The 12,974-nt window shown below is 69.0% G+C and carries 10 protein-coding genes, 5 tRNA genes and 1 pseudogene; 7 read left to right on the forward strand and 9 right to left on the reverse strand.

What is annotated here, in order from left to right:
- Positions 1 to 984 precede the first annotated feature (984 nt).
- On the forward strand, positions 985 to 2,178 hold the full coding sequence (manA, locus tag CDO52_RS10720) for a mannose-6-phosphate isomerase, class I (protein WP_017617251.1): 1,194 nt from the start codon (positions 985 to 987) through the stop codon (positions 2,176 to 2,178).
- A gap of 150 nt (positions 2,179 to 2,328) precedes the next feature.
- Positions 2,329 to 2,700 carry an FKBP-type peptidyl-prolyl cis-trans isomerase gene (locus CDO52_RS10725; protein ID WP_094932359.1) on the forward strand — a complete coding sequence of 124 codons (372 nt, stop codon included), beginning with the start codon at positions 2,329 to 2,331 and terminating at the stop codon, positions 2,698 to 2,700.
- Positions 2,701 to 2,732: 32 nt separating this feature from the next.
- Here CDO52_RS10725 and CDO52_RS10730 read toward each other — a convergent pair whose 3' ends face one another.
- Positions 2,733 to 3,551, reverse strand: a complete 819-nt coding sequence (locus CDO52_RS10730; RefSeq protein ID WP_026125507.1) for an alpha/beta fold hydrolase — start codon at positions 3,549 to 3,551, stop codon at positions 2,733 to 2,735.
- Positions 3,552 to 3,968: 417 nt separating this feature from the next.
- Here CDO52_RS10730 and CDO52_RS29230 point away from each other — a divergent pair, with 417 nt between their 5' ends.
- Both CDO52_RS29230 and CDO52_RS29235 read left to right on the forward strand, forming a co-directional pair.
- The gene (locus CDO52_RS29230; protein ID WP_332459814.1) at positions 3,969 to 4,316 is read left to right on the forward strand and encodes a hypothetical protein; all 348 of its coding nucleotides are present in this window, start codon (positions 3,969 to 3,971) and stop codon (positions 4,314 to 4,316) included.
- 67 nt (positions 4,317 to 4,383) lie between these two features.
- Entirely contained in the window at positions 4,384 to 4,917 is a 534-nt protein-coding gene (locus CDO52_RS29235; protein ID WP_332459821.1) for a GNAT family N-acetyltransferase, read from the forward strand.
- Here the strand turns inward: CDO52_RS29235 and CDO52_RS10740 are convergent.
- The 5 genes from CDO52_RS10740 to CDO52_RS10760 form a co-directional block, all read right to left on the reverse strand.
- Positions 4,868 to 4,944, reverse strand: a tRNA-Val gene (locus CDO52_RS10740). The two genes, CDO52_RS29235 and CDO52_RS10740, sit on opposite strands and share 50 nt — an antisense overlap.
- A gap of 12 nt (positions 4,945 to 4,956) precedes the next feature.
- Positions 4,957 to 5,031, reverse strand: a tRNA-Cys gene (locus tag CDO52_RS10745).
- Between the two features lie 45 nt (positions 5,032 to 5,076).
- Positions 5,077 to 5,149, reverse strand: a tRNA-Gly gene (locus CDO52_RS10750).
- A 40-nt stretch (positions 5,150 to 5,189) separates the two neighbouring features.
- Positions 5,190 to 5,262 (reverse strand) — tRNA-Gly (locus tag CDO52_RS10755).
- 222 nt (positions 5,263 to 5,484) lie between these two features.
- A complete protein-coding gene (locus CDO52_RS10760; RefSeq protein WP_017617247.1) occupies positions 5,485 to 5,916 on the reverse strand; it encodes a roadblock/LC7 domain-containing protein in 432 nt (143 codons plus the stop codon).
- 409 nt (positions 5,917 to 6,325) lie between these two features.
- Here CDO52_RS10760 and CDO52_RS10765 point away from each other — a divergent pair.
- Positions 6,326 to 7,166, forward strand: a pseudogene (locus CDO52_RS10765) (aminotransferase class IV).
- A 299-nt stretch (positions 7,167 to 7,465) separates the two neighbouring features.
- On the opposite strand, the gene CDO52_RS10770 reads toward CDO52_RS10765, so the two are convergent.
- Positions 7,466 to 7,885 (reverse strand): SsgA family sporulation/cell division regulator, encoded by a 420-nt coding sequence (locus CDO52_RS10770; RefSeq protein ID WP_017617245.1) that lies wholly within the window; start codon positions 7,883 to 7,885, stop codon positions 7,466 to 7,468.
- 442 nt (positions 7,886 to 8,327) lie between these two features.
- On the opposite strand from CDO52_RS10770, the gene CDO52_RS10775 reads away from it, so the two are divergent.
- Positions 8,328 to 8,401: transfer RNA gene (locus CDO52_RS10775), tRNA-Val, on the forward strand.
- A 281-nt stretch (positions 8,402 to 8,682) separates the two neighbouring features.
- Here CDO52_RS10775 and CDO52_RS10780 read toward each other — a convergent pair.
- Positions 8,683 to 8,964 (reverse strand): PGPGW domain-containing protein, encoded by a 282-nt coding sequence (locus CDO52_RS10780; protein WP_017617244.1) that lies wholly within the window; start codon positions 8,962 to 8,964, stop codon positions 8,683 to 8,685.
- Between the two features lie 235 nt (positions 8,965 to 9,199).
- Positions 9,200 to 10,405: an FAD-dependent monooxygenase gene (locus tag CDO52_RS10785; RefSeq protein WP_017617243.1), complete on the reverse strand. Its 1,206-nt coding sequence runs from the start codon at positions 10,403 to 10,405 to the stop codon at positions 9,200 to 9,202.
- A gap of 286 nt (positions 10,406 to 10,691) precedes the next feature.
- Here CDO52_RS10785 and thrS point away from each other — a divergent pair, with 286 nt between their 5' ends.
- A complete protein-coding gene (gene thrS, locus CDO52_RS10790) occupies positions 10,692 to 12,665 on the forward strand; it encodes a threonine--tRNA ligase (RefSeq protein ID WP_026125506.1) in 1,974 nt (657 codons plus the stop codon).
- Positions 12,666 to 12,974 lie beyond the last annotated feature (309 nt).

Consider the following 12,974-nt stretch of genomic DNA (forward strand, 5'->3'; position numbering starts at 1 on the left):
GGTGCGGCCGGGCGGGGGCAGGGGTCTGCTGGGCGGCCTTGTCCGCGGTCGTCCTTTCCCATGTCCTTGGGCGAAAAGCGGCACCGACGCGGAGGCAGGGGTGGGCGTCGCCTGTCGGCTCCCGGACGGGCCCTGCGGGCGGCCCGGAACCCGCCTTGCGGCCCGCCGTGCGTCGGTTATGCCCGGATTGCCACAAGTTCCCCGCGATGATCATGGGGAATACTCCGGCAAAACGGACATCATCAGATGCACCCCCATGATCATCGCCAGCGGGGGCCTGCGGCGGGGGGTGCTCCCGTATCGCGGAAGCGGCTTCACGTCCAGCGGAAACGCGGCCTTCCGGCCCGCCCCCACTGCCGTTTCACCACCGCACCCACTCCTCTCTCCGTTGATCTCGGCGATATCGACCGAATACTCGCCGGTATTCGGTCGATATCGCCGAGATCAACGGAAGGACAGGACGGAGAGCGCTTTCCCGCTGCCCGACGCCGGTCCGGGCCCGTCCCGCCTGCGAGCCGACAGGGGCGCCCCAGCCCCCACCGCCCTCGGTGCCGCTTTTCACCCGAGAACGCCGGACAGGGCGACCGCCGACAAGGCCGCCCAGCAGACACCGGACTCCGCGCCCCGCTGATCACGGAAACCATCCGGCCGACCGGCCGGAACCAGAGGAAGCGCGTGATCACCGGCGCCATGGGAGCAGGCGACTCCCTCTATGGGGCCCTCCGCCATGAGCAGGGCGGATGAGAACGAACCGGAGAAGCCAGGCGACACCGCGGACCCCGGACTGTCACGATGAACTGGACAGCACAACCGGTTTGCAGATAAACCAGTCGGTAACATCGCCGGAACGTGTCGTCGGGTCGGTGGTGGTAGAGCAGGCACCACCCCGTCCTGTGGCGGTGCCGCTGCCGACGCGGCGATGACCCGTCCGCGAGACTGAGGGCTCCAGCGGTCCGACGAGGCGGGATGGGAAGAACAGAGCGGATGCACAGGCTGACCAACCAAGTACGCCCGTACGCGTGGGGATCGACGGTCGCCATCCCACGCCTGCTCGGCCGCGAGCCCGACGGCCAACCGCAGGCCGAGCTGTGGCTCGGCGCCCACCACGGCGCCCCCAGCACCCTGCGCACCGCCAACGGCGACATCAGCTTCGACGAGCTCATCGCCTCCGCCCCGAAAGACGTTCTCGGCAAGCAGGCCGTCAGCCGGTTTGGTGAACGCCTGCCCTTCCTGCTGAAGGTGCTGGCCGCCGAGGAACCGCTCTCCCTCCAGGCCCACCCGGACGCCGCGCGCGCCCGCGCCGGGTTCGCGGCCGAGGAGGCCGCGGGCATTCCCCTCGACGCTCCGCACCGCAACTACCGGGACCCCCACCACAAGCCCGAACTCGTGCTGGCCCTGGAGCCGTTCGAGGCGCTGTGCGGCTTCCGCGACCCGGACGACGCCCGCGAGGACCTCGACGGCCTCGTCAGCGAGCTGGCGGGCGCTCTGCGTGAGGACCTGTCCGCCCCCGACCCGCACCGCGCCCTGCGCGCCGCGCTGACGCGCGTCCTGACCCTGCCCTGCGAGGAGCGGGAACGGCTCGTCGGCGGGTTCATCGCCGAGTGCGAGCAGCGCGCCGCCGCCGGTGTCGCGACCGGGCGGCACAGCGACACCGTCATCGAACTCGCGCGGCGCTACCCCGGCGACCCCGGGGCGGTGGCCGCGCTGCTGCTCAACCGCATCACACTGCGTCCCGGCGAGGCCCTGTTCCTCCCGGCCGGCAACGTCCACGCCTACCTGCGCGGCACGGCCGTCGAGGTGATGGCCAGCTCGGACAACGTCCTGCGCGCCGGGCTTACCGGCAAGCACGTGGACGTTCCGGAACTCCTGGAGGTCGTCGACTTCTCCGTCCTCCCCGTCCCCTACTCCCAGCCGGTCGCAGCGGACGGGCGGACCGAGTTCCGGCCGGGCGTGGGCGAGTTCGCCCTCGCCGTGCTCGGCCCCGGCAGCATCGACTCACGCCTCCCCGACGGCTCGCCCGCCGTCGTCCTCGCCCTCGACGGCGCCGCCGAACTGCGCGCCGGGAACGGGTCCCGGCTCACCCTGGAGCGGGGCGAGTCGGTGTTCGTCCCTGCCGACTCCGGTGCCATCGCCGTCCAGGGCCGCGGTCACCTGGTCGCCGCCACGATCGGCGACTGACCCGCCGCACCCTCCGAGGGGCCCCGTGTCCCCCGCGCCGGTTTCCCGTTTCCCGCTGTCGGCGAACACGCGGTCGCACGGCGCCTGCCTGCGGCCACCGCCGATACCCTGAGGTGCTCATCTGTAGAGATCATCCTGAGGGGTAGCGATATGGCGCTCGAGCGTCCCGAGATCGACTTCATCGACGGCCCGCCTCCGGCGGACCTGGAGACCACCGACATCACCGTCGGGGAGGGCACGCAGGCCGGGCACGGCTCCCTCGTGGCGCTGCACTACGTCGGCGTCGCCCACTCCTCCGGCGAGGAGTTCGACGCCTCCTGGAACCGCGGCGAGCCGCTGCGCTTCAAGCTGGGCGCCGGCCAGGTCATCGCCGGATGGGAGCAGGGCGTGATGGGTATGCGCGTCGGCGGTCGGCGCCGCCTCGTCATCCCGCCGCACCTTGCCTACGGCGACCGCGGCGTGGGCCCGATCAAGCCGGGGGAGACCCTGGTCTTCGTCGTCGACCTGGTCGAGGTCGCCTAGCCGGGTCTGCGGCGCGACGCCGCGCGGGACCGCTAGGCGACCACACGCTGACCGAGGTCCCGCGCGGCGCCCGTTGTCCGGAGGATCTCCGCCGTCACGGCGCGCGGGTTATCGGACATCGGGATGTGCCCGCACCCCAGCAGCGTGACCTGCCGGGCGTGCGGGATCCTGCGCAGGGCGCGCCGGGCGCCGCTGGGCGGGAGCAGGCGGTCGCGATCGCCCCAGGCGACGGTCACCGGGCAGGGGACCATCGACGCGGAGAACGTGTAGGCCGCCACGTGCGGAGCGAGCCGCACATAGGGCGACCCGGCCGCGATCGCGCTCGCGTCGAAGGCGAAGTGCCGGTCGGCGGGGTCGGACGGATCGCCGCGCAGCGCCCGCCGCGCGAGCGCGCGTCCCGCCGGGCTGTGCGTCGCGGCCCGCAGCACCGACGGCGGCACGAACGCCGCCACCTGGGCAGCGCCCGCGAGCAGCCGCGCACCGGCCTCAGCGGGCGGGGTGTTGAAGCCGATGGGCGAGAGGGCCGTCACCGACGCCGCCGCACCGGACGCGCCCAGCTCCAGCGCGATCGCCCCGCCCAGGGAGTTGCCCACGAGATGCGGCCGGTCGAGCCCGAGGTCGTCGCAGGTCCGCCGCACTGTGTCGACGAGCGAACCGACGTCGTAGGCGCGTTCCCCGCCCGGAGCGGGGGAGTCGCCGAACCCCGGCAGGTCGAGGGCGACGACCTCGTGCCGCTCCATCAGGTCGGCCATGACCGGATACCACGCCTGGCGCCGATGCCCCAGCCCGTGCAGCAGGACCACGGGGGTGCCGCTACCCCCGCGCTCGTAGACGATGCGTGTCGTGTCCATGAACACCAGGTGTACCCGATGCGGACGCTTTTCGGCCTCGCCAAGTGGCGCTGTTGTGGGGGCCGCCGCGCGCGTGTCTGCGTTTTTCCAGATCAGTGCGTGTCGGCGGCCGCCAGGAAGTCATGGATGAGACCGTTCACAGCCTCTGGGCGCTTCGGCGCCGGAGATACGCGTGGTCTCGGGGAGACATCGTGTCGGCAGCCGAGGCGACGTAGAACCACCGATCACTCTGGGGCGGGGGTTAGATGTGACCGAATCCGGCCGCACATACGACGGCGTCTCGGGAACTCGACGCGAACCCCGTGGTCAAACAGGCGAACGCCAGGTCATGCGGTCAGCGTAGAGGCCGCGGCGACGCCACGGGCAGTCTCTTCTTCCGTCGGCTCGCGCTATCTTTGTGCTGATTTCCATCCACTGATGGATTCAGTGACCGGCATAACATCCGATGACAGGTTGAAAGTCAGCATCGTTCCGAGAACCGATGAACGGAAGGCGTCCATTACCGTGAACACCTCCGACGTCCGTCTCGCCACGCACGCCGACGTGCCCGCCGCAGTCCGAACGCTGTGCCGTGCCTACGCGACGTACCCCTTCACCCGCCACACCATTGCCGACGACGACAATGGTGGACGCCTTCAGCGGTTCAACGAGCTGTTCATCTCCCGAATCGGCCTCGAGCACGGGCGAGTCTGGATCGCGGACGGCGGTGCCGCGGTGGCTGTGGACGACCCCCGAAATTGCGGAGGCGGGCGACGTCTTCGCTGAACTCGCTCCGAAGTTCGCCGAGATCTCCGGTGACCGGGCGGAGGCCGCCGCACAGGCTGAAGCCGCGATGGCCCCGCACCGGCCGACCGAGCCGGTGTGGTTCCTCTGCTCGCTCGGTGTCGATCCGGACCGACAGGGATCCGGCCTGGGTCGCGCAGTGATCCGTCCCGGGCTCGAAGCCGCCGACTCGGCCGGGCTGTCCTCCTTCCTCGAGACCTCCGACAAACGCAATGTGCGGTTCTACCGGAATTTCGGCTTCGAGGTCAGCGCCGAGTACTCGCTTCCTGGCGGTGGGCCCGAACCTGGGCCATGGCACGCAGACCCGGAGCGTGAATTGCTGGGGCAGCGCCGTCGGCTCGCTCCAGTTGCGCGGCGCAAGGGCGTCTACGAGGGCCTGGAAGACGGCAGGATTGCCCTGACCGGGGACGTGGGGCGAGCCACCGAGGTCCGCGTCCACGAGAAAGCCCCCAGGGCGCTGTGCGCCGCTGGGGGCTTGTCGTCCGTACACTCGGCCCTCTTACGAGGAACCGAGGATACGAATGCGTTCGGTCTGGTGCGCGATACAGGATTCGAACCTGTGACCTCTACCGTGTCAAGGTAGCGCTCTAACCAACTGAGCTAACCGCGCCGATGCGAAGCATGGAGGCGGAGACGGGAATCGAACCCGTGTACAGGGATTTGCAGTCCCTTGCCTAAGCCACTCGGCCACTCCGCCACGAGCCGCGCTCGAGCCCGTGAGTGAACCCATGCGGCCTCTCCGAGCGGACGACGGGATTCGAACCCGCGACCCTCACCTTGGCAAGGTGATGCTCTACCAGCTGAGCCACGTCCGCGTGCTGCGGGGCTTGCGCCCGACAACCGTTTTTTACTGCGAGCGGACGACGGGATTCGAACCCGCGACCCTCACCTTGGCAAGGTGATGCTCTACCAGCTGAGCCACGTCCGCGCGGAGAGGGGTTCGTCCGGCCCGGTTTCCCGGGGCGTTGCCCCCTCGCTGCGTTAAGAACTCTAGCGGATATCGGCGCATGCGCGAAATCGAATGACCGACGGTGATGCCACGCGCTCCGGCGACCGGGATGCCCGAACCTCCGCACGGCCCGCTCACGCGGGCGGGCCGTGCCGACAGGGAACCGCCGACGCTGCCCCGAGGTGTGGGGCCTCGGGGCCGTCAGCGCTCCACATGCGCGGGCGTGGTGGGCATGTCCGGGCGCGGAGGCGCGGACAGGTACTCCCCGACGCGTTCGATCACCTTGTGCATCTCGAAGGCGACGGCGCCGACATCGCAGTCGGTGTCGGAGATCAGCGCCATGCAGGCACCCTCCCCGGCGGCCGCGACGAAGAGGAAGGCTTCGTCCATCTCGATGATGCTCTGCCGGATGCCGCCGGCTCCGAACTGTTTGCTGGCGCCTCCGGCCAGGCTGTGCAGCCCCGAGGTGATGGCCGCCAGGTGTTCGGCGGCCGAGCGGTCGAGTCTGCTGGATGAGGCCATCAGCAGGCCGTCGGTCGACAGCACGATGGCATGCTGCGTGCCTTGCGCGCGCGTGAGCAGGTCATCGAGCAACCAGCTCAGTTCGCCAGGGGCGGTGCTCTGTGAGGTCATAGCTCTCTTGATCTGTGTTCGTCCGGGTGGGCGGCGGCCGGCGACTGCGACCGGACCAGCCCACACATGGCCCACCGAGAGGCTCCGTGTATACGGGGCTCCCATAAGCGTTGCCCAGATGATAGCCATTCGTAACACATGTGTCCGGTTCCCCAGGGTCAGCCGGGAGTGGCGCGTCGGCGAACGGAGTGGAGATCACCGGCCGCGTCGTAACGGTACCCATCCGTAAGGTGCCTCTACAGGGATCGGCCAGAGTTGGTCACAGGACTTGCGTTCGGCCCCCGCGCCAACAGCCGCCCCGCCCGCGCCCCCGCGGCGCAATGCCTCCCGCGTGTCGCGACGCAGGTGGCAGGATCAGGGCTGAAGGTCAGTCCACGATGAGGAAAACCAGAACGAGGGGATGAGGACGATGCGGGTGTGGATCGCCGGTGCCGGATTCGGCCGGGGCGCGTACTCGACGCGGACGACGCCCGGATTCCGGTGCTGGACCACGGGATCACGGTGGGCGACGGCGTGTTCGAGACGGTGAAGGGATCGGAGGGGAGCCGTTCGCCCTCAGCCGCCACCTGCGTCGGCTGGCCCGCTCGGCGACGGGTATCGGACTGCCCACCCCCGACCTCGACCTCGTCGCCGACGGCGTGCGTCAGGCGCTGGACGCCAATCCGGACGTGCCCTCGTCCCGGATCCGGATCACCGTGACCGGCGGGCCGGGGCCCCTCGGCTCCCACCGGACCGGGGGAGAGCTCACCTACATCGTCGCGATCGGGCCCTTCCCGCCCATCGCCGCCACGGACGACGTCGTGGTGGTGCCCTGGCGGCGCAACGAGCACGGCGCTCTGACGGGGATGAAGACGACCTCGTATGCCGAGAACGTGGTGGCCGTTGAGTACGCGCGCAAGCGGGGGGCGGGAGAGGCGATCTTCGCCAACACCGCGGGAAACCTGTGTGAGGGGACGGCCACCAATATCTTCGTGGTGCTCGGGGGGCGGTTGGTGACGCCGCCGCTGTCGGCCGGGCCGCTGGCCGGAATCACCCGGGAGCTGGTCCTGGAGTGGGCCGGGGGCGAGGAGACCGACGTGCCGATGTCGGCGCTGTCGGACATCACCGAGGCGTTCCTGACCTCCTCCGGCCGCGACGTGCAGGCGATCCGCGCGATCGACGGCCGGGTGCTGCCCGGGGCACCGGGTCCGGTGACGTCGAAGGTCATCGACGTGTTCACCGAGCGCAGCGCCTCCGACTTGGACCCGTGATGGCGACGGCCGGGCGGCTGACCAGGCGTCACGGCGGATCACCGCAGGTCAGAAGGTAAGGAAAATGCCGCGGCTGCGAAGAGCCGCGGCATTTTTCTACGAATCCTGCCCATTACGGGTTTTGGTCCCAGGCCGTGGGGTAAACCAGCGACCGGAAACCTGTCTGTATCTCCGTATTTTCGGGCATGGTGGGTCCTGCGGGTGTCGATCCGGTGACCATCGGTTGCCCGTACGGTCCGTGCCACACAGGGGACCCGGCGGGGTCAGGTGAATGCCGCGGCGCGACCGCGGCCGACGCCTCAGGAGTAGAGGTGCCGCTCGATCTCGGAGTCCAGGTCGATGTAGTCGCCCTCCTGGCCCGCAGGCACGATCTCGTACGTGCGGTGCAGGAATTCCGCCAGCGGCGCGACCGGAGCGTCGAACTCGGCCTGCCCGAAGGGGGAGGAGAGCGCGATGTTGATGGTGCGCTCGCCCTCGCCGCGGGCGGGCCAGACCTTCACGTCGCCCTCGCCGACGGGGCGCACGATGCCCACCGTCAGGAGTTCGCGGGCGAAGATCCACTCGACGGGCTCGTCCTCGCCCGTGTGGAAGGCCACCTTGATGGCGTAGGGGTCATCGGCGGTGTAGTCGAGCCGCGCGACCAGAGGGACCGCCGTGCGGTCGGGGACCACGAGCCGAAGGCCCAGCTCGGCGCTGGCAGTGGTGCCGCTACTGTTCATGTTCGCCGTACCTTTTCTCGTCCGGCCCCGCGAAGTGCGGGTCGGTTACCGTCACCCGCTCTAACGCGGCCGGTCCAGACCTATGACGCGGAAAACCGGGAAGAATTGTTCTCGGATCCGGAGGGGGCATCGTCGCCACAGCTTCTCCGATCCTCCGCCACTGTAATGAGCTGGGGAAACCAGGAATTTCCGGATGATCTGTGTGCCGCGTCACGCACGACGGGGGGTCGGGGTGGGCCCCGTGTCCGCCAAGCGTCCAGACTCCCCGCCGCAGAGGGGATTCCACGTTGTGCGTGCTCTGGGACGACCCGACGAACCGTGCAATGAGACGTCGATCACAGCGCCGGACCCCTCCTGGGGAGCGGATGGCGCGTCAACCACCCGTCGGATGCGCTAGAGTCTTACTTGTTCGCCCCGCAGGGCAAGGCGGGCCAACACAGCAGGGCGATTAGCTCAGTTGGCTAGAGCGCGTCGTTCACACCGACGAGGTCACTGGTTCGAGTCCAGTATCGCCCACTTGCTCAGGGCCGACTCCATTATTCAGGAGTCGGCCTTTTTCGTTGCGTATCGGCACGGTCCGCGCACCGCGCAGCGGCGGCCGCAGAGCGGCCCGTCCCCGCCGCGCGGCGACCGTTGATTCCGGCTGCGTCGCAGGTCAGGGCGGGTAGAGGGGGCGCGGGAGCCATGTCGGTCCGGGCGGCGGACCGAACGACAGGATGTCCGGATCTGGTTGGGGCAGTGCTCCGAATTCGTGCCGACCGAATCTCAAAACGGGGGAGAACCGCCCCCCGGGACACCTACTTGCGGAAGCGCGACAGCAGTCCGTGGGGTCCCATGTGCCGCCGCTTCGCCCGCAGAGCGCGGTCCGTTGCCTTGACGGCCCAGCGTCGGGCGAGGCGAAGGGGGCGCCGCGCCCACGGGAACTCGGTGGCGAGGATCGCCAGCCCCATGATGATCCCGCCGATTCCCGGGCCGGGAGTGACGCACATGATGATGCCCGCGATCAGGACGACGGTGCCGACGACACCGACGAGGATCTGCCAGGTCCAGTGCAGGGCAGGGTGAGAGTGCATGCGCATCCGCCAGATCCGCAGGCGGGTGCGGAATCTGCGCCACCGCTTCGATCTACGTCGCGGTGGCGCGGAAAGGGAGGATGTCGCCGGGTCCGGATCCTCTGTTCTGGTCACGGTGCTCGGGGAACTCGGAGACATGCGCTTACGATAGCCGCCCCCACTCGCTAGATCCGATGATGGATGGCCCTGGACCGGAAACTTTTACCAGAACCACGCCAGGGCCTGAATCGAGCACTCTCGGTTACATCCTGGGGTGAGTGGGCTGATTCCCGTTGGAGGAGGAGGTTGCGGTCGTTCCGCCGTCGTGATCGGGGTCGTAGCCGTAGATCCAGCCGGCGTTGGCCATCTCGGAGTCGGCGAGGATGCCGCGCCGCTCCTCGGGGGCGGCCTGCGCGAGGGCCAGCAGCGACGTGCAGATGCTGGTGTGCACCTCCTTGACGCGCTGACTGCGCACCGTCGCGTACTCGGCCAGCGACCCGCCCACGGTCAGCGCCGTCGCCCCGCGCAGCCGGTCGGCCAGCACGATGGCGTCCTCCACCGCCAGGTTGGTGCCCTGGGCGAAGAACGGGAGGGTCGGATGCGCGGCGTCGCCCATCAACGCGATCCGGTCGGAGTGCCACACCGGCACCGCGGCGCGCTCCTGCAGCCCCCAGGCGCCGATCCACTCGGCCGCGGACAGCAGCGCGTGCACGTCGGAGTCCCAGCCGTGCAGCGCGCGCCCGAGGTCATCGATCCGCCCGGCGGCCGTCCACGACTCCGGATGGGGTTCCGCGGTCGGGATCAGCGCGTTGAAGCTGACCGTCTTCCCGCCCGAGACCGGGTAGCAGGAGAAGTACCGGTCCGATCCCATCCACACCCGCATCCGAGGCTCCGCCAGGTGCCCGGGGACGCGGTCCGACCGGATCAGGCCGCGGTAGATCACCCGCATTCCCGGATGTTGCCGCTCTTCGTTGAGCAGTGAGCGGATGATGGAGTGCACGCCGTCGGCGCCGATGGCGACGTCGCCGTTGACCTCCTGCCCGTCGGCACACCGCAGGGTCACCACGTCGCTGTTCTCCAGCACGTCGGTGACGTAGCGCCCGCGCCGGACACAATCGGGCGGAGCGGCATCCAGCAGGATGCCGTGCAGGTCGGAACGGAGCATGGTGTAGAAGGGGGCGCCGAAGCGCTTCTCGAACTCCGCGCCCATGGGGATGGAGTGCAGCAGCGTGCCGTCGGCCCAGTGGAGCATGTCCCGACTCTCCAGGGGCACGCCCACCTCGGCGAGCTCCGCGCCCAAGCCCAGCCGCAGCAGCGGGCGGGCGGCGTTCGGTGCCAGCTGCAGGCCCCCGCCTACCGGCGTGACCTCCTGTGTCTGCTCCAGTAGGACGGTCTCCACTCCGCTGTCGCGCAGAGCGGACGCCAGCGTCACCCCCGCGATGCCGGCGCCCACGACGACGATCCGCACGGAACCTCCTCGAGTTGTTCGACCCCACCCCGTGTAACTCCCCGGCTTGGGTTCCTACCCCGGCATCGCCGCGACGGCACCCTCGACTCCCCACTGTTCGTCGGGCAGCGGCTGCGAGCGCGGCTGTGCCCGCCTACGGATCGAGCGGGAACCCCTACGCCAGTAAGTACTATGAGGGGAGTCGGAGACCGTCCCTGGGCCAGGCTGACGTCGGCAAGGTCCGGCGGCGCTCCGACTCGTTCTTATTCGCGTTGCAACATCCCCGATGTGCTCTGAAGGAGTCACTGTGTCTGCCGTGCCTGAGCTGCGTGTCACCCTCGACGGAACCGAGCGTGTGGTGGCGGCCCGGACGACGGCCGGGCAGGCGCTGGACGCCGATGGGCGCACCGTGATCGCCGCCCGCGTCAACGGCGAGCTGCGCGACCTCTACCGCGAGCTGGCCGACGGCGACGTCGTCGAGCCGGTCGCCATCGACTCCGAGGACGGCCGCGCCATCCTGCGGCACTCCACCGCGCACGTGCTGGCGCAGGCGGTGCAGGAGCTGTTTCCCGAGGCCAAGCTGGGCATCGGCCCGCCCGTGGACAACGGCTTCTACTACGACTTCGACGTCGACGAGCCGTTCACCCCTGCTGATCTGAAGAACATCGAGAAGAAGATGCAGCAGATCATCAAGCAGGGCCAGCGCTTCGACCGCCGCGCCGTGAGTGATGAGGAGGCGCGCGCCGAGCTGTCCACGGAGCCGTACAAGCTGGAGCTCATCGGCCTCAAGGGCGGCGCGGGCGACGCCGCCGAGGGCGCGGGCGTCGAGGTCGGCGGAGACGGGCTGACCATCTACGACAACGTGCACCCGCGCACCGGGGAGCTGTGCTGGAAGGACCTCTGCCGCGGCCCGCACCTGCCGACCACCAAGGTCATCCCGGCGTTCAAGCTCATGCGTTCGGCGGCGGCCTACTGGCGCGGCAGCGAGCTCAACCCGCAGCTGCAGCGCATCTACGGCACCGCCTGGGAGACGAAGGACAAGCTCAAGGAGTACATCACCTTCCTGGAGGAAGCCGAGAAGCGCGACCACCGCAAGCTCGGTGCGGAGCTCGACCTGTTCTCCTTCCCCGACGAGCTGGGCTCGGGCCTGGCCGTGTTCCACCCCAAGGGCGGTGTGATCCGCAAGGAGATGGAGCAGTACTCGCGGCGCCGCCACGAGGAGGCGGGCTACGAGTTCGTCAACACCCCGCACATCACCAAGGCGAAGCTGTTCGAGACGTCGGGGCACCTGCCGAACTACGCCGACGCGATGTTCCCGCCCATGCAGTTCGACGGCCAGGACTACTACCTGAAGGCCATGAACTGCCCGATCCACAACCTGATCTTCCGGGCGCGCGGAAGGTCCTACCGCGAGCTGCCGCTGCGGCTGTTCGAGTTCGGCACGGTGTACCGGTACGAGAAGTCGGGTGTCGTGCACGGCCTGACCCGGGCGCGCGGCTTCACCCAGGACGACTCGCACATCTACTGCACCAAGGAGCAGATGCCGGGTGAACTCGACACCCTGCTCACCTTCGTGCTCGACCTACTCCGCGACTACGGGCTGAGCGACTTCTACCTGGAGCTGTCCACCCGCGGCGAGTCCGACAAGTTCATCGGTGAGCCGGAGGAGTGGGAAGAGGCCACCGAGATCCTGCGGCAGGCCGCCGAGAAGCAGAACCTGGAACTGATCATGGACCCGGGCGGCGCGGCCTACTACGGACCGAAGATCTCGGTCCAGGCCAAGGACGCCATCGGCCGTACGTGGCAGATGTCCACGCTCCAGGTCGACTTCCAGCAGCCCAAGCGGTTCGAGCTGGAGTACACCGCGGCCGACGGCTCGCGCCAGCGGCCGGTCATGATCCACCGCGCTCTCTTCGGCTCGATCGAGCGGTTCTTCGGAGTCCTGCTGGAGCACTACGCGGGCGCCTTCCCGGCCTGGCTCGCCCCGGTCCAGGCTGTCGGTATCCCGATCGCCGACGAGCACGTGCCTTACCTGGAGAAGGTCGCCGAGAAGCTGCGCGCCGAGGGCATCCGCGTGGAGGTCGACTCCAGCGACGACCGGATGCAGAAGAAGATCCGCAACGCCCAGAAGCAGAAGGTCCCCTTCATGCTCCTGGCAGGCGACGAGGACGTCAGCAAGGGCGCGGTGTCCTTCCGCTACCGCGACGGGTCGCAGAACAACGGCGTTGCCGTCGACGATGCGGTCGCTGAGATCCTGGCCGCTGTCCGCGAGCGCAAGTAGGCCGTGGCACGTAGCGGATAAGAACAAATAAGAGAGAACGAGGGGGCGCGCCACCGACCGAGCGCGCCCCCTCTTCCCAACCCTGAACGGAGATCCCCGTATCCGTTCAGAGGAGTCCTGTGGTGTGCAGAGGCCTGCACCGGCGTCGGAATAGTCCTCGCTCGACCTTCCACATAATCAGTTCGAGCAGGAATCTCCGGTCGAATTTGGACCGCCAGATAATGTCTCCGTCTTTGTTGACGATCTGGCAGTAGTAGCAGCCCTCTTGCTCGTCATCGGGGTACCAGGAGAATTCTCCTCCTTGCCACA

The sequence above is a fragment of the Nocardiopsis gilva YIM 90087 genome (assembly GCF_002263495.1).
Taxonomy (GTDB): domain Bacteria; phylum Actinomycetota; class Actinomycetes; order Streptosporangiales; family Streptosporangiaceae; genus Nocardiopsis_C; species Nocardiopsis_C gilva.

What these genes read in the sequence shown, in the direction of transcription:
- CDO52_RS10780 (WP_017617244.1), bottom strand. Translation starts at nt 8,964, where the DNA reads ATGCGCATGCACTCTCACCCTGCCCTGCACTGGACCTGGCAGATCCTC.
- CDO52_RS10725 (WP_094932359.1), top strand. Translation starts at nt 2,329, where the DNA reads ATGGCGCTCGAGCGTCCCGAGATCGACTTCATCGACGGCCCGCCTCCG.
- CDO52_RS29230 (WP_332459814.1), top strand. Translation starts at nt 3,969, where the DNA reads ATGGATTCAGTGACCGGCATAACATCCGATGACAGGTTGAAAGTCAGC.
- CDO52_RS29235 (WP_332459821.1), top strand. Translation starts at nt 4,384, where the DNA reads ATGGCCCCGCACCGGCCGACCGAGCCGGTGTGGTTCCTCTGCTCGCTC.
- CDO52_RS10770 (WP_017617245.1), bottom strand. Translation starts at nt 7,885, where the DNA reads ATGAACAGTAGCGGCACCACTGCCAGCGCCGAGCTGGGCCTTCGGCTC.
- CDO52_RS10730 (WP_026125507.1), bottom strand. Translation starts at nt 3,551, where the DNA reads ATGGACACGACACGCATCGTCTACGAGCGCGGGGGTAGCGGCACCCCC.
- manA (WP_017617251.1), top strand. Translation starts at nt 985, where the DNA reads ATGCACAGGCTGACCAACCAAGTACGCCCGTACGCGTGGGGATCGACG.
- CDO52_RS10760 (WP_017617247.1), bottom strand. Translation starts at nt 5,916, where the DNA reads ATGACCTCACAGAGCACCGCCCCTGGCGAACTGAGCTGGTTGCTCGAT.